This is a genomic window from Streptomyces sp. SAI-170, from assembly GCF_049739565.1.
GTDB lineage: Bacteria > Actinomycetota > Actinomycetes > Streptomycetales > Streptomycetaceae > Streptomyces.
On record NZ_JBMGQD010000001.1, the window covers coordinates 6488923 to 6512950 of the forward strand.

Below are 24028 nucleotides of genomic sequence, written 5' to 3' on the forward strand. Positions count from 1 at the left end.
CGGAAGATCCGGCGGAAGGTCCGACGGAAGCCGGCTGGCTCAACGGGTCGGGAGGGTCAACGGGCCGATGCGGTACAGCACTTCGGGATCGTGCGGGCCGTCCGGGAACTGGCCCCGGTCGAACAGCACCTCCTGCTCGACACGGGCGCCGTGCCGTGCGGCGAACGAGGTGAACAGCCGCTCGGAGGCGGTGTTGCCCGGGGTGATGGTGGTCTCGACGTACACGACCGACTGCTCACCGGCGACCCGGGCCACCAGCCCGTCGAGCAGCCGCGCCGCGAGCCCACGGCTGCGGTGGGCGCCGTCCACGGCGACCTGCCACACGAGCAGGGTCCCCGGCCGGTCCGGCCGCAGATACCCGGTCACGAACCCCACCGGCTCCCCGTCGTCCCCGCGCACCACCGCGGAGGTGCCGGCGAAGTCACGGCACCACAGCAGATAGCTGTAGGACGAGTTCAGATCGAGGTTCCCGGATTCCTTCGCGAGCCGCCAGAGCGCGGCTCCGTCGGAAACCGCGGGGCGGTCTATGTGCAGGTCTGCTGGTGCGGCAGTCATGCGGATTGAATTTAGCGACGTAAATTCGAAATTGCATCGCCGCAGGGCCTTGGGTCCGGGCCGCTTTCGTGTTATCACGCGGGCGCGAGCGCTGATGACTTTGGCCCGATATGCCCCAGGAGAAAAGGGCATATCGGGCCGCTTGTGGAGCGCGTCACACCCCGAATCGCGTTCGCAAAATCTTCGCGTTTACCCCCGGGGAAACCGGGCAGAAGAATATGGGCGACTAAGTTCGAGCGAATTCAGTGAATTACCTGGAAAATGAAATCTGCATTTAGACGGCGGAACGCAGCGCGGCGAGACTCGCCCGGACGGCCTCTTCGCTCGCACAGGCCCCGTAGTGGTTGACCCGGATCATCTCCGCGGCCAGCGCGCCCCCGCCCGCCGCGAGCGGCACCGACGGATCGGCCTCCAGCGCCCGTGCGACGACCTCCGAGGCGACCAGCCCGTCCCGCACCCGCAGGGTCGTGGCCACGGGCGCCGCGTCCCGCACCTCGTACACGTACGGCTCCAGACCCGGCAGACCCGCCACGCCCTCGCGCACGGCCAGCGCGGCCTCCCGGTGACGGGCCATCACCGCGTCGAGCCCCTCGGCCTCGATGCGCTCCAGGCACGCCTCCAGCGCCAGCATCTCCAACTGCGCCGGGGCGTGCAGCAGGGCCTTGCGGCCGGCGTCGACCCAGCGCTCCTTCCAGTCCAGCAGGGACAGATACGAGCGGCGCGGCGCCCTCGGGTTCGCCGCCATGCGCGCCCAGGCCCGCTCGCTCACCGACACCGCCGACACACCCGCCGGGCCACCCATCGCCTTCTGCGCCCCGATCACACACAGGTCCACGCCCCACGCGTCCGGCAGCACCGGCTCCGCGCCGACCGAGGCGACGGCGTCCAGGTAGAACAGCGCGCCCTGCTCGCGCACCACCTCCCCGATCTCCGCGACCGGGTTGGTGTTGCCGGTCGCCGCCTCCGCGTGCACCAGCGACACGAAGTCGATCTCAGGGTGGCGCCGGAACGCCTGCCGGATCTGCCCGGCGGTCACCGCCGTGTGGAACGGCACGGCCAGGTCGATCACCGTGGCGCCGCAGTCGCGCAGCCAGTCGCCGAACGTCTGCCCGTAGGGGCCCGTGATCACGTTCAGCGCGGTCGTGCCCGGTCCCGCCGTCCCCCGGATGGCCCCCTCCAGCGGCAGCAGCGCCTCGCCCTGCATGATCACCACGTCCTGGCGGGTATGGAGGAGGCGAGCCACCCGGTCCTCGATCGAGGCGAACCGGGCGGCGCTCAGCGGAGCGAGGTCCAGGAAGGGGTGGGTCACGGCAGTGCTCTCTTCACTCAAGGGGCGGCTGCGGTCGAGCCTAGGTCACCGACTCCTCGGGCCGGACGGCCGCTGTGTGGGCCGGACGGCCGTTTTCTTAGGCCGGACGGCCGTCGCACCATGGGATTGATTTGAGACCCTCAAACATCTCCTTATAATCGGAACGCACAGTTCCCTACCAGGAGGTCCACCCGTGAACACCGTCCTCGGCCGCCGGGCCCGCGCCCTGGCCGCCATCACCGCGACGGCCGGGCTGGTCCTCGTGGCCGGCTGCACCTCCTCCGACGACGGCGACAGCGGCAAGAAGACCGCCGCCGGCGGAGTCGAGCTGGTCAAGGCCGGACAGCTGACCACCTGCACCCACCTGCCCTACCCGCCCTTCCAGTCGGAGATCGACGGCAAGGTGCAGGGCTTCGACGTCTCCCTGATCGACCTCGTCGCCGACGACCTCGGGGTGAAGCAGCAGATCCTCGACACGCCGTTCGAGAACTTCAAGACCGGCGCCTTCCTCAACTCCGGCGAGTGCGACCTGGCCGCGGCCGGCATGACCATCACCGCGGAGCGCAAGAAGAACGTCGACTTCTCCGACCCGTACTTCGACGCCACCCAGGCCGTCCTGGTCGACAAGAAGAGCGGCATCAAGTCCTTCGCCGACCTTAAGGGCAGGAAGGTCGGCGCCCAGGCGCAGACCACCGGTGAGGACTACGCCAAGAGCAAGGGCCTCGACCCCGTCTCCTTCGAGTCCTCCGACGCCGTCATCAACGGCCTGCGCACCGGCCAGGTCGAGGCCGTCGTCATCGACTACCCGGTCGTCCAGGGCTGGCTGAAGGACAAGGCCAACGCCGCCGCCTTCCAGGTCGCCGAGCAGATCAACACCGGTGAGCAGTACGGCTTCACGGTCAAGAAGGGCAACGCCAAGCTGCTCGCCGCGATCAACAAGGCGCTCGCCGAGGCCAAGTCCGACGGTACCTACAAGAAGCTGTACGAGCAGTGGATCGGTCCGTACGACGAGTCCGCCGCGTCCCCGGCCGCCTCCTGATGACCGCTGCGGACACCGAACTCCAGCCGAAGAAGAAGGGCCTGACCAGGCGCCAGAAGCGGCGCCTGTCGCGGGCTGTCCAGTACGCCGTCTTCGTCGCGGCCCTGATCGCCCTCGCGGTCGGGGCGGACTGGGACCGGCTGCAGAACCAGTTCGCCCAGAAGGACATCGCCCGGGAGATGTTCCCGGACGTCATCACGCTGGCGCTGAAGAACACCGTGCTGTACACCGTGTCCGGGTTCGTCCTGGCCCTGGTGCTCGGACTGGTGCTCGCGCTGATGCGTCTGTCGTCCGTCGGGCCGTACCGGTGGGCGGCCGGTGTCTACATCGAGATCTTCCGCGGCCTGCCCGCGCTGCTGATCTTCATCTTCATCGGCGTGGCCGTCCCGCTGGCCTTCCCGGGCACGGAGATCGTCGGCGGGACGTACGGCAAGGCCGCCCTCGCGCTCGGCCTGGTCGGCGCCGCCTACCTCGCGGAGACCTTCCGGGCGGGTATCCAGGCGGTGCCCAAGGGGCAGCTGGAGGCGGCCCGTTCGCTCGGCTTCTCGCCCGCGCGGGCGATGGTCTCGATCATCATCCCGCAGGCCTTCCGGATCATCCTGCCGCCGATGACCAACGAGTTCGTGATCCTCTTCAAGGACTCCTCCCTCGTGCTGCTCCTCGGTGTCACGCTGGAGGAGCGCGAACTGTCCAAGTTCGGCCGGGACCTGGCCAGCACCACCGCCAACTCCACGCCGATCCTCGTCGCCGGCCTGTGCTACCTGCTGGTCACGATCCCGCTCGGCTTCGTCGTCCGCCGTATGGAGGCCAAGGCCCAGGAGGCCGTGAAATGAGCCGACCGGAGATCCAGGTCAAGGACCTGCACAAGTCCTTCGGGGACAACCAGGTGCTGCGCGGCATCGACCTGGAGATCGGCCAGGGCGAGGTCGTCTGTGTCATCGGCCCCTCCGGCTCCGGCAAGTCCACGCTGCTCAGGTGCGTGAACCTGCTGGAGGAGCCGACCAAGGGCCAGGTCTTCGTCGGCGGCACCGAGGTCACCGACCCGGACGTCGACATCGACGCCGTGCGCCGCCGGATCGGCATGGTCTTCCAGCAGTTCAACCTCTTCCCCCACCTGACGGTGACCGAGAACCTCACGCTGCCCCAGCGCCGGGTCCTCAGGCGCGGCAAGGCGGAGGCGGCCGAGGTCGCCGCGGAGAACCTGGAGCGGGTCGGCCTCGCCGAGAAGGCCGACGCCTACCCGTCCTCCCTCTCCGGCGGTCAGCAGCAGCGCGTCGCCATCGCCCGCGCGCTGGCCATGGGCCCCGAGGTGATGCTCTTCGACGAGCCGACCTCGGCGCTCGACCCCGAGCTGGTCGGGGACGTGCTCGCGGTCATGCGCATGCTGGCCCAGGAGGGCATGACCATGATGGTCGTCACCCATGAGATGACCTTCGCCCGCGAGGTCGCCGACCGGGTCGTCTTCATGGACGGCGGCGTGATCGTCGAGGACGGCGCCCCCGAGCAGGTCATCACCCGCCCCCGGCACGAGCGCACCCGCCACTTCCTCTCCCGCCTGCTGGACCCCGCGATGGCCCAGGTGGAGGAGGAGACCAGCGACCAGATCGGCAAGACCGACTGAACCGTCCGGCCGCCTGACAGGAGCCGCCCCTCTCGGCGAGGTGGGCGGCTCCCGTCGTGCGGGAGTGCCTGACTAAGGTGCCGTTCATGAGCGAACGCGCGGTGCTGCACGTGAAGGGCCGGATCCTGGTCGGCCCGGAGGACGTCCGGGACGAGCTGTGGGTCGTCGACGGACGGATCTCCTACGACCGACCCGCCGGCGCCCGTGAGGTGCGCGAGGTCGAGGGGTGGGCGCTGCCCGGCCTCGTCGACGCGCACTGCCATGTGGGCCTGGGCGCGCACGGCGTGGTCCCCGAGGAGGAGGCCGAGAAGCAGGCCCTCACCGACCGTGAGACCGGCACCCTGCTGATCCGCGACGCGGGCTCGCCCTCCGACACCCGCTGGACCGACGCCCGCGAGGACCTCCCGAAGATCATCCGCGCGGGCCGGCACATCGCCCGCACCCGTCGCTACCTGCGCGGCTACGCCCATGAGATCGAGCCCGCCGACCTCGTCGCGTACGTCGCCCAGGAGGCCCGGCGCGGCGACGGCTGGGTCAAGCTGGTCGGCGACTGGATCGACCGCGAGGTGGGCGACCTGACCGCCTGCTGGCCGCGCGAGGCGGTCGAGGCGGCCATCGCGGAGGCCCACCGCCTCGGCGCCCGCGTCACGGCGCACTGCTTCGCCACCGACTCCCTGCCCGACCTGGTCGAGGCGGGCATCGACTGCGTCGAGCACGCCACCGGCCTCACCGAGGACCTGATCCCGCTGTTCGCCGAGCGCGGTGTCGCGATCGTGCCGACCCTCGTCAACATCGCGACCTTCCCGCGGCTCGCCGCCGGCGGCGAGAGCAAGTTCCCCCGCTGGTCGGCCCATATGCGCCGGCTCCACGAACGCCGCTACGACACCGTCCGCGCCGCCTACGACGCCGGCATCCCGGTCTACGTCGGCACCGACGCCGGCGGCTCCCTCCCGCACGGGCTCGTCGCCGAGGAGGTCGCCGAGCTGGTGACGGCCGGCATCCCCGCGCTCGACGCCCTCGCGGCGACGACCTGGTCGGCCCGGAGCTGGCTGGGCCGGCCCGGCCTGGACGAGGGCGCCCCGGCCGACCTCGTCGTCTACGAGACGGACCCGCGGGCGGACGTCCGGGTGCTGGCGGCGCCGCGGCGGGTGGTGCTCAACGGGCGTGTGGTGAGCTGACGCGACGTTACCGGCGGGCGGGGGCGTCGTTGTGCACTCCCGCGCGTGCGCCGGCCGGCCGACCTGGGCGTTCGCTTCCCGGGCGCCTGAGGGTGACGGCCGGGAACGCCCGTACCGGATGAATCGAATGCACGGCCGGAAACCCCACGATGGGGTGAAGTGACGCTGGATCGCCACCCGTTCACTCTCCGTGCGTAATTCTTGCGGGGTCCCACAGCACGTCTCCTCTGGGGGTCCCACAGTGAACGGCACGAACGTCCGTATGCCCGCACGCAGATGCGCCGCCGCCGCGGTCGCCACGGCCCTGGCCGCAGGTCCCGCGGCCCTGGCCCACGCGACCCCCGACCAGGGTCGCGCGAGCGCCGTCGTCCTGCGCACCGGGCTCGACGTGGGCCTGCTCGACAAGACCGTGAACGTCCCGCTCGCGGTCTCGCTGAACGAGGTCCAGGCACCGCGCAGCGCCGAGAAGTCCACCCTGACCGTCCAACTGGACGGCGTCGACGGCGGACAGCCCGTCAGCGTCCTGAGCGCGGAGGTGGCCGAGGCCAAGGCCACCGTCGACGCCGGGAAGGCCGAGGGCCGCACCCGCCTCGCCCACGCCCGGCTGCATGTCCCCGGTCTGCCCCTGCTGTCCCTGATCGAGGTCGAGGAGGTCACCTCCAGCGCGGTCTGCGAGACCGGGAAGGCGCCCGTCGCCGAGGCGAACGTGCTCGGCACGGTGACGGTCCTCGGCAAGCGCGTCACGCTGACGGCGGGCGGGCCGACCGAGGTGAACGTGCCGGGAGTGGGAGAGGTTCGCCTTGACCTCTCCCAGCGGCGGACGACGTCCCGCACGGCCGCCGCGACCGCCCTCGAACTGGCCGTGTCGGTGAACCCGTTGAAGCTGAACGTGGCCGAGGTCGAGGGCACGGTGACCCTCGCGAAGTCCACCTGCGAGACACCGCCGAGCCCTGCTTCCGCGCCACCGGTCGAGCCCCAGGGCGGGCACGAGGAGCCGGGGCTCGCGGAGACGGGGGGCAGTGCGGTGACGCCGTACGTGGCGGCCGGTGCGGTGGCGCTCTGCGTGGTGGGCGGGGGAGTGGTGACGGTGACGCGCCGCAGAAGGGGCTGAGGCGGGAAGGGGTGCGTCGTCCTTCGGCTTTCCCGCCGTTTCGCCGCTTCGCGGCCGTTCTCCCACCCGCGCACCGCCCGTAGGACTCCGCCGAGAGGCTTGGCTCTCCCTCTTCGGTTGCTCGCCGTCGGCGGCTGCCCCGCCGTCGTGGTCACCGCTGGTGATGGCCCGGGCGGCATGCCCCAGGGTTCGGCCTCTTGGCCGACTGGAGCCCCCTGGGGCTCAGCTCAGGGCGGCCCGGAGCGCTTCCAGGAAGTCGGACACCGTCGCCCTGTCCCGGACGGCGATGCGCAGCCAGTCCGGGTCGAGGCCGGGGAAGGTGTCCCCGCGTCGGACCGCATAGCCCAGCTCGCGCAGACGGGCACGCACACGCGTCGCGCCGGGGACCCGGATGAGCACGAAGGGACCCTCCGGCGGCCCGGCCACGCGCACCCCCGCCGCGGCGAAGGACTCCAGCCCCGCCAGCAGATGGGCCCGGTCCGCCGCGACGCGATGCGCCGCATGGGCCGCCTCCGCGAGGGCCTGCGGGCCGACACACGCCTCGGCGGCGACGAGCGCGGGGGAGGACACCGGCCACAACGGCTGCGCCCGCTCCAGCTCGGCGATCACCTCCGGCGCGGCCAGCACGTACCCGATGCGCAGCCCGGCCAGACCCCAGGTCTTGGTCAGGCTGCGCAGCACCACCAGCCCCGGCACGTCGGTCCGCCCGGCCAGCGCCTCCCGCTCACCCGGCACGGCGTCCATGAACGCCTCGTCGACCACCAGCGTCCGCCCCGGCCGGGACAGCCGTACCAGCGTCTCGGCGGGGTGCAGCACCGAGGTCGGGTTCGTCGGGTTGCCGACCACCACCAGGTCCGCGCTCTCCGGCACCAGGGCGGGATCCAACCGGAACCCGTCGGCCTCCCGCAGCAGCACCCGGTCCACACTGTGCCCGGCGTCCCGCAGCGCGGCCTCCGGCTCGGTGAACTGCGGGTGCACCACCACGGGTTGACGCACCTTCAGCGCCCGCGCCAGCAGCACGAACGCCTCCGCCGCACCGGCCGTCAGCAGCACCCGCTCGGGCCCGACCCCGTGCCGCGCGGCCACCGCCGCCCGGGCCGCCCGCCCGTCCGGGTAGGCCGCCAGACCGGCCAGCGACCCGGCGATCACCTCCCGCAGCCAGACGGGCGGCGTGTCCGCGCGGACGTTCACGGCCAGGTCCACCAGACCCGAACCGTCGTCGCGGACCTCCGCGTCCCCGTGGTGCCGCAGATCGTGCCCGGCACCCTCCTCAGTGCGCATGCGCGTGCCCACCGTGATGGTGATGCCCATGGCCATGGTGGTGGTGACCGTCGTCGTCCGGGTGGAAGTGCGGCTGCTGCGGCAGCCCCACCTTGTCCTCGAAGCCGGGCAGCGCGATCCGGTACACGCACGAGTCGCAGTTCATCCGCAGATCACCCTTGACCGCCTCCCGGTACCGCTCCATCACCAGGTCCAGGAGCTCCGGCTCGGGACCGATGACGTCCGCCGACCGCACCTCGGCCTCCGGGTGCCCGTCGGCCCACGCCGCCGTCTGCTCCCGCACCCGGTCGGGCAGGATGCCCGTGAACAGGAAGTAGGGGAGCACCACGATCCGTCGTGCGCCCAGCTTGAGGCACCTCTCCAGTCCGCCCGGCACGTCCGGCGCCGCGAGCGACACGAACGCCGTCTCCACGCCCGCGTATCCGCGCCCCTCCCACAGCAGCCGCGCCGCCTTGTGCACCTCGGCGTTGGCGTCCGGGTCGGTCGAGCCGCGCCCCACCAGCAGCACGGTCACCTCGCCCCGGTCCCAGTCGCCGAGCACCGCGTCCAGCCGCCGCTCCAGCACGCTCAGCAGCGCCGGGTGCGGGCCGAGCGGACGGCCGTAGGTGTACGAGATCCCGGGGTGCCGCTCCTTCTCGCGGGCCAGCGCCGCCGGGATGTCGCCCTTGGCGTGCCCGGCGGACACCAGCATCAGCGGCACGGCCGCGAACCGCCGTACGCCCTGCTCGACCAGCTCGGTCACCGCCTCGCCCAGCGGCGGCGGGGACAGCTCGATGAAGCCGCCCGCGACGGGCAGTTCGGGGTGGCGGCGGCCGAGCTCCCGTACGAAGTCGCGGAAGGCCTCCGCTCCGGCGTCGTCCCGGGTGCCGTGTCCGGCGATGAGCAGGGCGGGCGGCGGGGTGGTCACAGGGTCTCCTTCGACTGCGAAACGGGGTGGTACAGCAGGGCGTTGAGCGCGGCGGACGCCACCGCCGAGCCGCCCTTCTCGGACACGTTGCTCACGGCGGGCAGCCCGCTCATCCGCAACGCGGCCTTGGACTCGACCGCGCCGACGAAGCCGACGGGCAGTCCGATGACGAGCGCCGGAGCGGCGTCCAGGGTCAGCAGTTCCTCCAGCGCGGTCGGCGCGTTGCCGATCACCCAGAGGGCGCCGGGGCCGACCTGCTCGTAGGCGAGCCGGATGCCGTGCGCCGAGCGGGTCAGGCCCGGCCCGGCCACGCCGTCCTTGAGCCGGCAGACGGTCTCCCGGCGGGTGATGCCCGCGCCGACCATCTCCACGTCCACGACGACGGGCGCCCCGGCGTGCAGCGCGACATGCGCCTTCTCCAGCTCGCCCTCGTCCATGACGAGGTCGTCCGCGTACTCCAGGTCGGCGGCGGAGTGGATGACCCGCTCCACCACCGCCCGGGTCAGCGGCGGGAAGTGCGAGGTGTCCAGCCGGGCGCGCAGCCGGCGGTAGGACTCCTCCTCGATGGGGTGGATCACACGATTCACCGGGAGGCCTCCTGCCAGCGGTAGCCGCGCGGCGTCACCATGCGCCCCGCGATGTTCCGGGTCGCGGTGTTGCCGACCGTCACGACGGTCATCATGTCGACCCACGCCGGGTCGAGTTCGCCGAGCGAGGTCACCCGACTCGACTCGTCCGGCCGCGAGGCCTGGCGCACGACACCGACCGGCGTCTCGGGCGCACGGTGCTCGGCGAGGATGCCGAGCGCCTTCGGCAGCTGCCAGTCACGGCCCCGAGAACGGGGGTTGTAGAAGGTGACGACGATGTCCGCCTCGGCCGCCGCCCGCACCCGCCGCTCGATGACCTCCCACGGCGTGTGCAGGTCGGACAGGCTGATCGACACATGGTCGTGGCCCAGCGGCGCGCCCAGGATCGCCCCGGCCGCCAGTGCGGCCGTCACTCCCGGCACGCCGACCACGTCGATGTCGTCGGACGCCTCCGCGAGCGCCGGCGACGCCATGGCGTACACGCCCGCGTCACCGCTGCCGATCAGCGCGACCGCCTGCCCCTTGCGGGCCTCGGCGACCGCCGTGCGCGCCCGCTCCTCCTCGGCACCGAGGCCGGACTCCAGGATCAGGGTGCCCGGCCGCAGCAGATCGCGGATCTGGTCGACGTACTGGTCGAGGCCGACCAGCACCGACGCCCGCCGCAGCTCCGCCTTCGCCCGCGGGGTGAGCAGGTCCCGCGCGCCGGGGCCGAGTCCGACCACCGCGAGCCGCCCGCGCCCGGGACGTCGTACGACGGCACAGGTCGCCATCGCGGGCAGGCCGTCCGCGCGCTCCGACTTCCGCTTCGGCACCAGGAGTTCGCCCCCGCCGACGAGCGCCGCCGCCTCCGCCACCGACGGCGTGCCCACGGCCGCGAGCGGCGCGTCGGACGGGTTGGGCACCGTCACGTCCGCCAGCTCCTCGGCCGGGTACGTCACCACCGGCACCCCGAGCCGCGCGGCGGCCCCGACGATGCCGGGCTCCTCCGACTTGGCGTCCACGGTGGCGAGTTCGGCGATGCTGCGAGGGGACAGTCCCGCGTCCTGAAGCGTCCGCGAGATCAGCCCGAGGACCTCCTCGACCGGCGCGCCCTTGGACGCGCCGACCCCGACGACCAGCGTCGGCGGACGCAGCCACACCTCCCCGGCGGCCGGTTCGCCGGCACGGTCGGTCACCCGCACCCGGTGGGCGCCCTCGGCCCCCAGCGGCAGCGGGGGCAGCGGCCACGCCACCTCCCTCTCCAGCGCGACCGGCTCACCGTCCAGCAGCGCCCGGGTCACCGCGGCGACATCGCCCTCGTAGGGCAGGCCGAGGGTGTCCAGACCGGGGATGCCGACCGCGTCCGTCGCCGTCGTCACCACCGGCTCGGCCGCCAGCGACTCGCCGACCTCGCGGGCCAGTTCGTTGGCGCCGCCGCCGTGCCCGCCGAGCAGGGCCACGGCGTACCGCCCGCCCTCGTCGACGCACACCACACCCGGGTCGCTCGCCTTGTCGCCCAGCAGGGGCGCCACGAGCCGGACGACCGCGCCCGCGGCCAGGAAGCACACCAACTGCTCGCACTCGGCGAACGCCCGCCGTACGGCGTCGGCGACGGGACCGTCGTACACCCGCGTCCGCTCCGGCCACGCCGCGGCCAGCCGGTCGCGCGCCGCCGCCCCCGCCGCGGTGGCGGAAATGAGGCCGATCACTGACGTACTCCTTCACTGAGGGCCGGGGGCCGCACGCCCCACAGCAGGAAAACGGGATTGGCCGCCGCCAGCCGGGTCACCTCACCCGGCAGGGGGGCCAGCCGCGACGACTGCAGCAGCACGCCGTCGCAGGTGAACCCGGCGTCGACGAGCGCCGCACGGGCCGCCGGCACCCGGTCGATCGCGGCCATGGCGACCACCACGGTCCGCCGCGCCCGCCGCGCGCACGCGGTGACCACGGCGGGCAGCTCACGTCCGCCGCCGCCCACGAACACGGCGTCCGGGTCGTCGAGACCGTCCAGGACGGTCGGCGCCTCCCCGTGCACCACCTGCACATCGACACCGTGCGCGGCCGCGTTGGCGCGGACCCGCTCCACACCGTCCGCGGTCTTCTCCACGGCCGTCACCGCCGCGCCCAGGCGCGCGCACTCCACGGCCACCGAACCGGAGCCCGCGCCGACATCCCACACCAGGTCACCCGGGCGCGGCCCGAGCCGGGCGAGCGCCAGCGCCCGCACCTCGAACTTGGTGATCATCGAGTCGCGGTGCGCGAACGCGTCCTCCGCCAGCGCCCACCCGGCGGCCGGCAACGGCAGCCCCGCATGCGCGCGTACGGGACCCAGCGCACGCCTCTCGTCCAGGCACAGCACGACACTGACCGCGGTGCCCCAGTCGCGGGCGGCGGCCTCGGCGGGCGTGACCCGCTCCAGCCGCTCCTCGGCGGAGCCCAGCGCGGTCGCGATGACCAGGACACGGTCGTACGCCCGCAGCGCGGCACCCAGCTCGGCCGGTCCGGCACCGGGCCCGGTGAGCACCGCGACCTTCGGGTACGCCCGGCACATGTTGACCGCCGTACGCGGATCACGCCCGTGCGCGCTGACCACCACGGCGTCCTCCCACGGCAGCCCGGCCCGCGCGAACGCGGTCGCCACCGAGGACACGCCGGGGCGTACGTCCAGCAGCTCGGGCCCGAACCGCTCGGCCAGCGCCCGCACGATCCCGAAGAACCCCGGGTCGCCCGAGGCCAGCACGACGACGGACCGTTCCTTCTCGACGTACGCCGCGACGGTGTCGAGGGCCGGCGCCAGCGGGCCCAGCACGATCCGCTCGGCCGTCTCCGGCAGCCTGACGGCGTCCAGATGCCGCCGGCCGCCCACGACGAGTTCCGCACCGGCCAGGACGCCCGCGGGGACGGGCTGCCCGACGACCGTGATCACGTGGAGGCACCCCGCTCGCGCAGGGCCCTGCGGGCCTCGGGGTCGGCCTTGCGGTAGCCGTGGAAGTGGCCCGGGTGGTACAGGTGCGAGCGCGTGCCGTGCGCGTCGAGCGCCGGGCCCACCAGGAACAGCGTGTGCTTCCAGAGCTTGTGCTCCTTGACCGTCTCCTCCAGCGTGCCGATCGTGCACTTGACCACCAGCTCTTCGGGCCAGGTCGCCTGGTACGCGATCACGACCGGCGTGGCCGTCGGGTAGCCGCCCTCCAGCAGCTCCCGCACGAGCTGGCCGCTGCGGGCCGCCGACAGGAAGATCGCCATGGTGGTGCCGTGCTTGGCGAACTCGCGCACCTCCTCGCCCGGCGGCATCGGCGTCTTGCCGCCGCCCAGCCGGGTCAGCACCACCGACTGCGCCACCTCGGGAATGGTCAGCTCGCGCTGCGCCAGCGCGGCCACCGCCGAGAAGGACGACACGCCCGGCACGATCTCGGTCTCGATGCCGATCTCGGCGCACCGGTCCACCTGCTCCTGCGTGCCGCCCCACAGGGCCGGATCGCCGGAGTGGATACGGGCGACGCGCAGGCCCTCCGTACGGGCGCGCCGGTACACGGCGACCACGTCCTCCAGGGACATCTGGGCGGAGTCCAGGATCTCCGCGCCCTCGCGCGCGTGCTCGAGGACCTCCGCCTGGACCAGGCTCGCCGCCCAGATCACGACGTCGGCCTCGGCGATCGCGCGCGCGGCCCGGAACGTCAGCAGATCGGCGGCGCCGGGGCCGGCACCGACGAAGGTCACCTTGCCGGTGGGGGCATCGGCCATGGGAATCGGTCCTCTCCTACGTGTTACTGCGGTTGCTGCTGCTGGATGTGCGCGGACGCCGGTCGATCCGCTACCAAGGGGCCATGGCGGTCCTTGTCGCGCTCGGCGCGTTCCTGATGACGCTGGCCGGCGGCTGGACGGCGGGCCGTGTCACCGACCGCCGTCACCTGGTGCTGGGCCTGGCCGGGGGCCTGATGCTGGGCGTCGTCGGCCTCGACCTGCTGCCCGAGGCGCTCGAGGCCGCGGGCGACGAGGTGTTCGCCGTACCGGCGGCCCTGCTGCTGTTCGTGGCCGGCTTCCTGTTCGCCCATACGGTGGAACGTCTGCTGGCGACCCGCCGCGCGGCTCACGGGGCCGCGCAGGAGCACGGGCACCGCGCGCCCGAGGTGGGCCTGACGGCCGCCGCCGCGATGGTGCTGCACAGCGCCATGGACGGCGTCGCGATCGGCGCGGCCTTCCAGGTGGGCGGCGGCATGGGCGCGGCCGTCGCGGTCGCCGTGATCGCGCACGACTTCGCGGACGGCTTCAACACCTTCACCCTGACGACCCTGTACGGCAACGCCCGCCGCCGGGCGATCGCCATGCTGGTCGCCGACGCGACGGCTCCGGTCGTGGGCGCGGCCGCCGCCGCGTTCGTCAGCATCCCCGAGCCTCTGCTGGGCGGCTATCTCGGCTTCTTCGGCGGCGCGCTGCTCTACCTCGCTGCCGCCGAGATCCTGCCCGAGGCCCACCACACGCACCCGGCCCGCTCGACGCTGCTGTGCACGGTCGCGGGCGCGGGGTTCATCTGGCTGGTGGTGGGCCTGGCCGAGTAGCACGGGGGACGTCACAGCTTCCCGCCCCGTCCGCCGTCCCGCCGCGCGGGCGCGATCAGCGTCGACAGATAGGGCAGGGGCTCCTCACCGAGGCCCGCGGCCGGGCGGATCGTCTCCTCGGGCAGCCCGAGCGAGGCACCCCACACGGCGTCCTCGATCCGCCCGCTCTCCCGCAGCGCCTCGGCGACCTCCCCGGCCAGCCGCCCGAACTTGTACGCCACGACGGTCCCGGGCCCGGCCAGCGCCTCCTTCAGCACGGCCGCCCCCGCGGTGACCGGCACCAGCGTCAACGGCTCGGTGCCCTCGGTCAGTACGGCGCCTGAGCGCGAGGCGAGGTCCTGCATGGCGGTGATGCCGGGCACGGTCTCCACGGCGACGCCGGGCACGAGGTCGCCGATGGTCTGCGCGAGATAGGTGAACGTCGAGTACACATTGGGGTCGCCGATCGTGGCGAACGCGACGGTGCCGTGCGCGCGCAGCAGTTCTGCGACCTTGTCGCCCGCCGCGTCCCAGGCTGCCTCCCGGCGCCCCCGGTCGGTCCGCTCGTTCAGCGCGAACACGACCCGGACGACCTTCTCCTCGGAGACGTAGTGCAGCACCGTCGCCTCGGCCCGCCCCCGCTCACCGGTGTCCATCACGGGCACGACCACGACATCGGCGTCCCGCAGCGCGTTGACCCCCTTGACGGTCACCAGCTCCGGGTCGCCCGGGCCCACCCCGACTCCGATCAGCCTGCTGCTCATGACGTCCGGCACCTCTCCACGAACCGACGGGCCACACCGGGCTCGGCCGCCCAGTGCGTGTGCAGATAACTCGCGTGCACACCTTGTTGTACGAAACCTTCGACGCGCTTCTGAGGGGCGCGCACCCCCCACGCGGGAGCCGCCCCGGCGCCCGGCTCGACGACCGTGCGATGGAACTCGTGGCCCCGCACCCGGGTCCCTGCGGCGGCCAGCACACTGTCCGACACGGCCACGGCGTCCCGGTACCCGAGCGTGAGCCGCTCCGACATCCGCGCCCCGGCGTCCAGCACCCCGCACATCGGCTGCCCGTCCAGCTCCCGGCACAGATACAGCAGCCCGGCGCACTCGGCGGCGACCGGGGCACCGGCGTGCGCGAGCGCCGCGACGGCCTTCCGCAGCGGCTCGTTGGCCGACAGCTCGGCGGCGTACACCTCCGGGAACCCGCCGCCGATCACCAACCCCCGCGTGCCGTCGGGGAGTCGCTCGTCGCGCAGCGGGTCGAAGGTGACGACCTCGGCTCCGGCGGCGGTGAGGAGTTCGGTGTGCTCGGCGTAGGAGAAGGTGAAGGCGGGCCCACCGGCGACGGCGACGACGGGCGCCGCTTGTGAGTCCCGCTTCTCGACGTGGTGAGTCGGGTGGGGGGTGGGCGAGGCGACGGCATCGGCCACGTCGAAAGCCGCACCCGAGAGCGCACCGGCGGAACGCGCCAGCGTGACCAGCCCGTCCAAGTCGCACGAGTCAGCGACCTGCGCGGCCATCGCGGCGACGGCCTCCACGGCGGCAGCCCGCCGCTCGGCGACCGGCACCAGCCCCAGATGCCTGGACGGCGTGTCCACCTGCGGAGCCCGCCGCAGAACGCCCAGCACCGGCACCCCGGAGAAGTCCAGGGCGTCCCGCAGCAACTGCTCGTGCCTGTCGGAGGCGACCTTGTTCAGGATCACGCCCGCGACCCGCACCTCCGGGTCCCAGGAGGCGAACCCGTGCACCAGCGCCGCCACCGACCGCGACTGCGACGACGCGTCCACGACGAGCACCACCGGCGCCCGCAGCAGCTTGGCGACATGGGCGGTCGAGGCCAGCTCCCCTTCCCCCGCCGCCCCGTCGTACAGCCCCATCACACCCTCGACGACCGCGATGTCGCACCCGCGCGCCCCGTGCAGGAACAGCGGAGCGACCAGCTCGGCCCCGCACAGGTACGCGTCGAGGTTGCGCCCCACGCGCCCGGTGGCGAGCGCGTGATACCCGGGGTCGATGTAGTCCGGCCCCACCTTGTGCGGGGACACGGCGAGCCCCCGCGCGGCGAGCGCGGCCATCAGCCCCGTGGCGACGGTGGTCTTGCCGCTGCCGGACGACGGCGCGGCGACGACCAGCCGGGGAACGGACGAGGAGGAGGACATCACCGGGTCACCACTCGATGCCTCTCTGGCCCTTCTGGCCGGCGTCCATCGGGTGCTTGACCTTGGACATGTCGGTGACCAGGTCGGCGAACTCCACCAGCTTCTCCGGGGCGTTGCGGCCGGTGATCACCACATGCTGGGTCCCGGGCCGGTTGCGGAGCACGTCGACGACCTCGCCGGTGTCGACCCACCCCCAGTGCATCGGGTACGCGAACTCGTCGAGCACGTACAGCCGGTACGTCTCGGCGGCCAGGTCACGCTTGACCTGCTCCCAGCCCTCCCGGGCCTTCTCCTCGTTGTCCATCTGCGCGTCGCGCTGGACCCAGGACCAGCCCTCGCCCATCTTGTGCCAGTCGACGGTGCCGCCCTCGCCGGAGGCGCCGAGCACGCGCAGCGCGTTCTCCTCGCCGACCTTCCACTTCGCCGACTTGACGAACTGGAACACCCCGATCGGCCAGCCCTGGTTCCAGGCCCGCAGCGCGAGCCCGAACGCGGCCGTCGACTTGCCCTTGCCGATGCCCGTGTGCACCACGACCAGCGGCCGGTTGCGCCGCTGACGCGTGGTCAGTCCATCGTCCGGCACCACACTCGGCTGTCCCTGCGGCATTACGCGGCCCTCCTCGACGACGTCACGTTCTTCACCAGTCCGGCGATGCTGTCCGCCCGCAGCTCGTCCAGCGTCACGGCGGTCCCGCCCAGCTCGCCCGCGAGCTTCCCGGCGAGCCCGAGCCGCACGGGCCCCGACTCGCAGTCCACGACCACGGAGGCGACCCCGTCGGCCGCCAACAGCCCGGCAGCCTTCGAGGCCAGCAGCAGCGGCTCGGGCCCTCCGGTCGCCCGCCCGTCCGTCACCACGACCACCAGGGGCCGCCGCGCCGCGTCCCGCAGCCGCTCCACCCGCAGCACCTCGTGCGCCTTGAGCAGCCCGGCCGCCAGCGGCGTACGCCCACCGGTCGGCAGCGACTCGAGGCGGACGGCGGCCGCGTCCACCGAAGAGGTCGGCGGCAGCGCCACCTCGGCCGCCGAGCCCCGGAAGGTCACCAGACCCACCTTGTCCCGCCGCTGGTAGGCGTCGAGCAGCAGCGACAGCACGGCACCCTTGACGGCGCTCATCCGCTGCCGGGCGGCCATCGACCCGGAGGCGTCGACCACGAACAGCACGAGGTTGCCCTCACGCCCCTCCCGGACCGCCTGCCGCAGATCGTCCCGGCGCACCAGCAGCCCCCGCCCGGAGCGCCCGCGCGCCCGCTGGTGCGGGGCGGCCGCCTGCACGGTCGCCGCCAGATGCAGCTTGGTCAGCGCGCCCTGCGGCCGCCGCGCCCCGGTCGTCCGCCCGTGCGCGGTCCGCGCCCGCGAACGCCGCCCGGCGGCACCCTCACCGATCCCGGGCACGCTCAGCACCTTCGTCCTGAACGGCTCGGCGGCCCGTACGGCGGACTGCTCACCGGCGCCGGACGGCTGGGGCTCCCCGCCCTCACCGGCCTCCGGCCGCGCGGCGGTGTCCCCGCCCTCGGGCCCGGCGTCCGGGGACGGCTGCCCGCCACCACCGCCACCCGGGCCGTCGGGGTCGGGGTCGTCGTCCGGGGAGTCCCCGGAGAACTCCTCCAGCGTCTGGTCCAGCTTGTCCTCGTCCAGGCCGGGCGCGTCGAAGGGATTACGCCGCCTGCGGTGCGGCAGCGCCAGCAGCGCGGCCTGCCGGACGTCCTCGGCGAGCACATCGGTCCGCCCCGCCCACGCCGCCAGCGCGGTCGCGGTACGCGCCATCACGATGTCGGCCCGCATGCCGTCCACCTCGAAGGCCGCACAGGTCGCCGCGATCTGCCGCAGCGCCCCGTCGCCCAGCCGCACCTGCGGCAGCAACTCCCGCGCCGCGACGATCCGCTGCCGTACGGCGGCCTCCTCGTCGGCCCAGCGCGCGGCGAACCCGGCCGGGTCGTCGTCGTACGCCAGCCGACGCCGTACGACCTCCACCCGCTGGTCGGGCTCCCGTGAGGCGGCCACCTCGACCGTCAGGCCGAACCGGTCGAGGAGCTGCGGCCGCAGCTCGCCCTCCTCGGGGTTCATGGTGCCGACCAGCAGGAACCGCGCGGCGTGCCGCACGGAGACGCCCTCGCGCTCGACGTACGAGGCGCCCATCGCGGCCGCGTCCAGCAGCAGGTCGACCAGGTGGTCGTGCAGCAGGTTGACCTCGTCGACGTAGAGGATCCCGCGGTGCGCGTCGGCCAGCAGACCCGGCTCGAAGGCCTTCACGCCCTCCGCGAGCGCCCGCTCGATGTCCAGCGCGCCGACCAGCCGGTCCTCGGAGGCCCCGACGGGCAGCTCGACCATGCGGGCGGGCCGCTCGGTGCCGGGGCCCGGCTCGTGCGGGCCGTCCGGGCAGGCGGGGTCGGGGGACGCGGGGTCGCACGAGAACCGGCAGCCGGGGACGACCGGCACCTGCGGCAGCAGCGCCGAAAGGGCCCGGACGGCCGTCGACTTGGCGGTGCCCTTCTCGCCGCGCACCAGCACACCGCCGACCGCCGGGGACACGGCGTTCAGCAGCAGCGCGAGCCGCAGATCGTCCTGGCCGACAACGGCCGTGAAAGGAAAGGGAGTCGTCACTGGTCGCCCTCCAGGTCGCCTTCGAGCTCCAGGTAGGTGGCCCGCAGCCGCTCCAGCGTCTCCGCGTCCGGCTCGGCCCACAGACCGCGCTCGGCCGCCTCCAGGAGCCGCTCGGTGATGCCGCGCAGCGCCCACGGGTTGGACTGCTTCATGAAGTCCCGGTTCTCCGGGTCGAAGACGTACTCGGCGCTGAGCTTCTCGTACATCCAGTCGTCGACCACGCCCGCCGTGGCGTCGTAGCCGAACAGGTAGTCCACGGTCGCCGCCATCTCGAAGGCGCCCTTGTAGCCGTGGCGCCGCATGGCCGCCATCCAGCGCGGGTTGACCACACGGGCCCGGAACACGCGGTGCGTCTCCTCGCCCAGCGTGCGGGTCTTCACCTGGTCCGGCGTCGCCGAATCGCCCACGTACGCCTCGGGGTTGGCGCCCGTGAGGTGGCGGACCATCGCGACCATGCCGCCGTGGTACTGGAAGTAGTCGTCCGCGTCGACCAGGTCGTGCTCGCGCGTGTCGACGTTCTTCGCGGCGACCGCGATCCGCTTGAACGCCGTCTCCATGTCCCCGCGCGCCGCCCGCCCGTCGAGCCCGCGCCCGTAGGCGTAGCCGCCCCAGACGGCGTACACCTCGGCGAGGTCGGCGTCGGAGCGCCAGTTGCGGGCGTCGATCAGGGGCAGCAGGCCGGCGCCGTACGCGCCCGGCTTGGAGCCGAAGACGCGGGCCGTCGCGCGGCGCCGGTCGCCGTGCTCGGCGGTGTCCTCGTCGGCGTGGGCCTTGACGTAGTTCTGCTCGGCCGGCTCGTCCAGCTCGGCCACCTTGCGCACCGCGTCGTCGATCAGCCCGACGACATGCGGGAACGCGTCCCGGAAGAAGCCGGAGATACGGACGGTGACGTCGATGCGCGGCCGGCCCAGCTCGGCGAGCGGGATCACCTCGAAGCCGGTCACCCGCCGCGAGGCCTCGTCCCACACCGGACGGCAGCCCAGCAGCGCCAGGATCTCGGCGATGTCGTCGCCCTGGGTGCGCATCGCGGAGGTGCCCCAGACCGTCAGGCCCACCGACTTCGGGTACGCGCCGGTGTCCTGGAGGTACCGCTGGACCAGCGAGTCCGCCAGCGACTGGCCGACCTCCCAGCTCAGCCGCGAGGGAATCGCCTTGGGGTCGACGGAGTAGAAGTTCCGGCCCGTCGGCAGCACGTTGACCAGGCCGCGCGTCGGGGAGCCGGAGGGCCCGGCCGGGACGTAACCGCCGTCGAGAGCCCTGAGGATGTGCCCGATCTCGTCCGTCGTACGGGCGAGCCGCGGCACGACCTCGTCGCAGGCGAACTCCAGCACCGCGACGGCCTCAGGCAGTTCGACCCCGACGACCTCACGCACCAGCGCCGGCACCGAGGTCGCCGCCCAGTCCCGGGCCTCCATGCCCTCGGCGAACCGCCGGCACAGCTGCTCCAGCAGGTCGATCGCGTCGGCGGCGGTACGGGCCGGCCCCTGAACCAGGTCCGTCAGCTCCACCGGCACCTTCACCGCGGCGCCCGGCTCGGCCAGCAGCTCCTTCTCGACCAGCCCGAAATGGGCGGCCAGCGCGGCCCGCAGGCCCGGCAGCGCGTTCGCCTGTCCGCCCCACACCTGCGAGGCACGCAGCACGGCCAGCACCAGGTTCACCCGGGGCTCGCCGACCGGGCCGCCGCCCAGGATGTGCAGGCCGTCGCGGATCTGCACGTCCTTGATCTCGCACAGATAGCCGTCGATGTGCATGACGAACTCGTCGAACTCGTCCTCGTCCGGCTGCTCGTCCACATGCAGGTCGTGGTGCAGCTCGGCGGCCTTGACGAGGGTCCAGATCTGCGCCCGCACGGCCGGTGCCTTCGTCGGGTCCAGGTCGCTGACCAGCGCGTACTCGTCGAGGAGCTGCTCCAGCTTGGCGAGGTCGCCATAGGTGTCGGCGCGCGCCATCGGCGGGACCAGATGGTCGACGACCGTGGCGTGGCCGCGCCGCTTGGCCTGGGTGCCCTCGCCGGGGTCGTTGACGATGAACGGGTAGATCAGCGGGAGGTCACCCAGCACGGCGTCCGGCGCGCAGCCCCCGCTGAGGCCGAGGCCCTTGCCCGGCAGCCACTCCATCGTGCCGTGCTTGCCCATATGCACGATCGCGTCGGCGCCGAAGCTGTTCTCCAGCCAGCGGTAGGCCGCCATGTAGTGGTGCGACGGCGGCATGTCCGGGTCGTGGTAGATCGCGATCGGGTTCTCCCCGAAGCCGCGCGGCGGCTGGATCATCACGACGACGTTCCCGAACTGGAGGGAGGCGAGGACGATGTCGTCCCCGTCGACGTACAGGCTGCCCGGCGGCTCGCCCCACGCCTCCAGCATGGCTTCCTTGAGGTCCGGGTCCAGCTTCTCGAACCACGCCCGGTAGTCCGCCAGCGGCACGCGTGCGGGCGCGGCGGCGAGCTGCTCCTCGGTCAGCCATTCCACGTCGTGGCCACCGGCGTTGATGAGCCGGTGGATCAGCTCGTCACCGTTGTCGGGGTGCCCCTCGACGACGTAACCGGCTCCCTTGAGTGCGTCCAGCACCCGCACCGCCGACGCGGGCGTGTCCAGCCCCACCGCGTTGCCGACACGCGAGTGCTTGGTCGGGTACGCGGTGAAGACGAGCGCGAGCTTCTTCTCCACGTTCGGCTTGTGCTTCAACTGCGCGTGCCGTACGGCGATCCCGGCCACGCGCGCGGCCCGCTCGGGGTCGGCCCGGTACACCGGGACGTCGTCCGGGCCCTGCTCCTTGAAGGAGAACGGCACGGTGATGAGGCGCCCGTCGAACTCCGGGATCGCCACCTGCATCGCCGCGTCCATCGGGGACAGCGCCGCGTCGGACTCGTCCCAGGCCTTTTTCGACGAGGTCAGGCAAAGCCCTTGCAGCACAGGGACGTTGAGGTCGGCGAGGGCCCCGATGTCCCATGCCTCCTCGTCGCCGCCCGCCGACGCCTGCGAGGCGTGCGTGCCGCCCGCGGCCAGGACGGTGGCCACCAGGGCGTCGGTCCTCGCCAGCAGCTCGTACAGCCCGGCGTCCGCGCCGCGCAGCGAACCGCAGTACACCGGCAGGGCGTTGGCGCCACGGGCCTCGATCGCGTCGCACAGGGTGTCCACGAACGCCGTGTTGCCGCTGAGCTCATGGGCCCGGTAGAAGAGCACGCCGACGGTCGGGCGGCCCTCGACGAGAGCACGCTCGCCGTGGACGCCGTACTCCGGCATCTTCTGCGGCGCGGCGAAGCCCTCGCCGGTCAGCAGCACCGTGTCGGACAGGAAGCGGGAGAGCTCGACCAGGTTCTCGGGGCCGCCCTCGACCAGGTACTTCAGCGCCTCCGCCACGACACCCGCGGGCACGCTGGACTCGGCCATCAGCTCGGCGTCCGGCACGGCCTCACCGCCCAGCAGCACGGTCGGGATGCCCGCCTCCTTCAGCGTGGCGAGCCCGTCCTCCCAGGCGCGCTTGCCGCCGAGAAGCCGTACGACGGCGATGTCCGCGCCCTGGACGAGTGCGGGCAGCTCGGTGGCGACGTCCACCCGGGTCGGGTTGCCGATCCGGTACGGCGCTCCCGAGGCACGGGCCGCCAGCAGATCCGTGTCGGCGGTCGACAACAACAACACTGTGCTCATGCGGGTGCTCCCGGTGGAATGAAAGGCAGTCCTTGCGGCGCGCCGGACTCGATGAGCCGCCACAGCGCGTCGGTGTCCGCGTGCTGTTCGATCAGGTCGCCGAGCCGGTCGAGCTGCTCCTCGCGCAGCGCGGCGAAGGAGGTGTCGGGCGCCGGCACGAAGCGGCGGCCCGCGGCGGCGGCCACCTCGCGCAGGAAGGCGCGCCGGAAGCCGTCCGACTCCAGCGAGCCGTGCCAGTGGGTGCCCCAGGTCTGGCCGACGCGGCAGCCGTCCAGGAAGGGCTCGCCGCCCTCGATCCGGGCGACCCCGTGGTGGATCTCGTAGCCCTCGACGGGCTCGCCGAGTGCCTCGCCGGCCGGCCGGGTGAGGGTCTTCTCGCGGGCGAACCGCACCCTGACGGGGAGGACCCCGAGGCCGTCCACGTGACCGCGACGGCTCTCGACCTCGTCCTCGATGTGCTCGCCGAGGACCTGGAAACCGCCGCAGATGCCGAGGATCGGCCGCTGTTCGGCGGCCCTGCGCACGAGCGCGTCCGCAAGGCCCCGCTCACGCAGCCACTCCAGCGCCCGTACGGTCCCGCGGGTACCGGGGACGACGACCAGGTCCGCGTCGGCCAGCTCCTCCGGCCGGTCCACGAACCGCACCACGACGCCCGGTTCGGCGGCGAGCGCGTCCACGTCCGTGAAGTTGGACATCAGCGGGATCGCGCACACCGCGACGCGCAGGACGTCCTCGCCGTGCGGCGGGGCCACGTTCGACTCCCGGACCGTCCCCCGCAGGGACACCCGCAGCCCGTCCTCCTCGTCGATGCCGAGGCCGTGCTGGAAGGGAAGGACCCCGTAGGTGGGGCGCCCGGTGAGCCCGAGCAGCATGTCCAGGCCCGGCTCCAGCAGGGAGACATCGCCCCGGAACTTGTTGACGAGGAACCCGGCGACGAGCTTCTGGTCCTCGGGGGAGAGCAGAGCCACGGTCCCGAAGAAGGACGCGAAGACGCCCCCGCGGTCGATGTCGCCGACGACAAGCACGGGGAGCCCGGCATTGCGGGCGATCCCCATGTTCACGATGTCCGTCCGGCGCAAATTGATCTCGGCCGGACTGCCCGCCCCCTCGCAGATCACCGCGTCATACGTGCCCCGCAACTCGGTGAGACACTCCAGCACGGTGCCGAGCAACTGCTGCTGCCGTCCGCCGTGATAGCCGCGCGCGCTCAGCTCGCCGACCGGCTTGCCCAGCAGCACGACCTGGCTGCTCTGCTCGCCACCGGGCTTGAGCAGCACGGGGTTCATCAGCGCGGTGGGCTCCACGCGACAGGCCTGGGCCTGCATGGCCTGCGCCCGGCCTATCTCGGCGCCTTCGCGCGTGACGAAGGAATTGAGGGACATGTTCTGCGCCTTGAAGGGCGCGACCTTGACCCCCTGCCGCACCAGCCATCGGCAGATCCCGGCCGTGACGACGCTCTTGCCCGCGTCGGACGTGGTGCCTGCGACGAGGAGACCCCCGCCCATGCTCTTGCCCCA

The 24028-nt window shown here is 73.0% G+C and carries 20 protein-coding genes; 6 read left to right on the forward strand and 14 right to left on the reverse strand.

The features are described from left to right. Positions 1-39: 39 nt before the first annotated feature. Together ectA and RKD23_RS29160 are read right to left on the reverse strand one after the other, a co-directional pair. Positions 40-555 (reverse strand): diaminobutyrate acetyltransferase, encoded by a 516-nt coding sequence (gene ectA / locus RKD23_RS29155; RefSeq protein WP_424856394.1) that lies wholly within the window; start codon positions 553-555, stop codon positions 40-42. Positions 556-829: 274 nt separating this feature from the next. Beyond that, a complete protein-coding gene (locus tag RKD23_RS29160; protein WP_424856395.1) occupies positions 830-1864 on the reverse strand; it encodes a pyridoxal-phosphate-dependent aminotransferase family protein in 1035 nt (344 codons plus the stop codon). A gap of 193 nt (positions 1865-2057) precedes the next feature. Here RKD23_RS29160 and RKD23_RS29165 point away from each other — a divergent pair, with 193 nt between their 5' ends. From RKD23_RS29165 to RKD23_RS29185, 5 genes are all read left to right on the forward strand, one after another. Further along, on the forward strand, positions 2058-2903 hold the full coding sequence (locus RKD23_RS29165; protein WP_424856396.1) for a transporter substrate-binding domain-containing protein: 846 nt from the start codon (positions 2058-2060) through the stop codon (positions 2901-2903). Then, the gene (locus RKD23_RS29170) at positions 2903-3736 is read left to right on the forward strand and encodes an amino acid ABC transporter permease (protein WP_424856397.1); all 834 of its coding nucleotides are present in this window, start codon (positions 2903-2905) and stop codon (positions 3734-3736) included. Before RKD23_RS29165 ends, RKD23_RS29170 begins: the two co-directional genes overlap by 1 nt. After that, complete coding sequence (locus tag RKD23_RS29175; RefSeq protein WP_424856398.1) at positions 3733-4524, forward strand: amino acid ABC transporter ATP-binding protein; 792 nt, start codon at positions 3733-3735, stop codon at positions 4522-4524. Before RKD23_RS29170 ends, RKD23_RS29175 begins: the two co-directional genes overlap by 4 nt. A gap of 86 nt (positions 4525-4610) precedes the next feature. Then, positions 4611-5702 carry an amidohydrolase family protein gene (locus tag RKD23_RS29180; RefSeq protein ID WP_424856399.1) on the forward strand — a complete coding sequence of 364 codons (1092 nt, stop codon included), beginning with the start codon at positions 4611-4613 and terminating at the stop codon, positions 5700-5702. Positions 5703-5943: 241 nt separating this feature from the next. Further along, positions 5944-6813 carry an SCO1860 family LAETG-anchored protein gene (locus tag RKD23_RS29185; protein WP_424856400.1) on the forward strand — a complete coding sequence of 290 codons (870 nt, stop codon included), beginning with the start codon at positions 5944-5946 and terminating at the stop codon, positions 6811-6813. A 222-nt stretch (positions 6814-7035) separates the two neighbouring features. Here the strand turns inward: RKD23_RS29185 and cobC are convergent, their stop codons facing one another. The 6 genes from cobC to cobM are packed head-to-tail and all read right to left on the reverse strand — an operon-like array spanning position 7036 to position 13308. Continuing rightward, positions 7036-8094, reverse strand: coding sequence for an Rv2231c family pyridoxal phosphate-dependent protein CobC (gene cobC, locus RKD23_RS29190; protein ID WP_424856401.1), 1059 nt, complete (start codon positions 8092-8094; stop codon positions 7036-7038). Continuing rightward, positions 8084-9001 (reverse strand): sirohydrochlorin chelatase, encoded by a 918-nt coding sequence (locus tag RKD23_RS29195; protein WP_424856402.1) that lies wholly within the window; start codon positions 8999-9001, stop codon positions 8084-8086. The genes cobC and RKD23_RS29195 overlap by 11 nt, the downstream gene beginning before the upstream one ends. Continuing rightward, positions 8998-9588 (reverse strand): precorrin-8X methylmutase, encoded by a 591-nt coding sequence (locus RKD23_RS29200; RefSeq protein ID WP_424856403.1) that lies wholly within the window; start codon positions 9586-9588, stop codon positions 8998-9000. The genes RKD23_RS29195 and RKD23_RS29200 overlap by 4 nt, the downstream gene beginning before the upstream one ends. After that, positions 9585-11276, reverse strand: coding sequence for a precorrin-3B C(17)-methyltransferase (gene cobJ / locus RKD23_RS29205; RefSeq protein WP_424856404.1), 1692 nt, complete (start codon positions 11274-11276; stop codon positions 9585-9587). The genes RKD23_RS29200 and cobJ overlap by 4 nt, the downstream gene beginning before the upstream one ends. Further along, the gene (gene cbiE / locus RKD23_RS29210; RefSeq protein ID WP_424856405.1) at positions 11273-12493 is read right to left on the reverse strand and encodes a precorrin-6y C5,15-methyltransferase (decarboxylating) subunit CbiE; all 1221 of its coding nucleotides are present in this window, start codon (positions 12491-12493) and stop codon (positions 11273-11275) included. The genes cobJ and cbiE overlap by 4 nt, the downstream gene beginning before the upstream one ends. Continuing rightward, the gene (gene cobM / locus RKD23_RS29215) at positions 12490-13308 is read right to left on the reverse strand and encodes a precorrin-4 C(11)-methyltransferase (protein ID WP_404033872.1); all 819 of its coding nucleotides are present in this window, start codon (positions 13306-13308) and stop codon (positions 12490-12492) included. Before cobM ends, cbiE begins: the two co-directional genes overlap by 4 nt. 83 nt (positions 13309-13391) lie before the next feature. Between cobM and RKD23_RS29220 the strand changes: the two genes are divergently transcribed. Beyond that, positions 13392-14123 (forward strand): ZIP family metal transporter, encoded by a 732-nt coding sequence (locus RKD23_RS29220; protein ID WP_424856406.1) that lies wholly within the window; start codon positions 13392-13394, stop codon positions 14121-14123. 11 nt (positions 14124-14134) lie between these two features. On the opposite strand, the gene cobI is transcribed toward RKD23_RS29220, so the two are convergent. From cobI to RKD23_RS29250, 6 genes are read right to left on the reverse strand one after another with little or no spacing between them, the layout of a single operon-like run. Beyond that, a complete protein-coding gene (gene cobI, locus RKD23_RS29225; RefSeq protein WP_424856407.1) occupies positions 14135-14866 on the reverse strand; it encodes a precorrin-2 C(20)-methyltransferase in 732 nt (243 codons plus the stop codon). Beyond that, positions 14863-16263: a cobyrinate a,c-diamide synthase gene (locus RKD23_RS29230; protein WP_424856408.1), complete on the reverse strand. Its 1401-nt coding sequence runs from the start codon at positions 16261-16263 to the stop codon at positions 14863-14865. Before RKD23_RS29230 ends, cobI begins: the two co-directional genes overlap by 4 nt. Positions 16264-16270: 7 nt before the next feature. After that, on the reverse strand, positions 16271-16870 hold the full coding sequence (gene cobO, locus RKD23_RS29235) for a cob(I)yrinic acid a,c-diamide adenosyltransferase (protein ID WP_424856409.1): 600 nt from the start codon (positions 16868-16870) through the stop codon (positions 16271-16273). After that, positions 16870-18864: a putative cobaltochelatase gene (locus tag RKD23_RS29240; RefSeq protein ID WP_424856410.1), complete on the reverse strand. Its 1995-nt coding sequence runs from the start codon at positions 18862-18864 to the stop codon at positions 16870-16872. Before RKD23_RS29240 ends, cobO begins: the two co-directional genes overlap by 1 nt. Then, complete coding sequence (gene cobN / locus RKD23_RS29245; RefSeq protein WP_424856411.1) at positions 18861-22511, reverse strand: cobaltochelatase subunit CobN; 3651 nt, start codon at positions 22509-22511, stop codon at positions 18861-18863. The genes RKD23_RS29240 and cobN overlap by 4 nt, the downstream gene beginning before the upstream one ends. Then, positions 22508-24016 (reverse strand): cobyric acid synthase, encoded by a 1509-nt coding sequence (locus RKD23_RS29250; protein ID WP_424858360.1) that lies wholly within the window; start codon positions 24014-24016, stop codon positions 22508-22510. Before RKD23_RS29250 ends, cobN begins: the two co-directional genes overlap by 4 nt. Positions 24017-24028 lie beyond the last annotated feature (12 nt).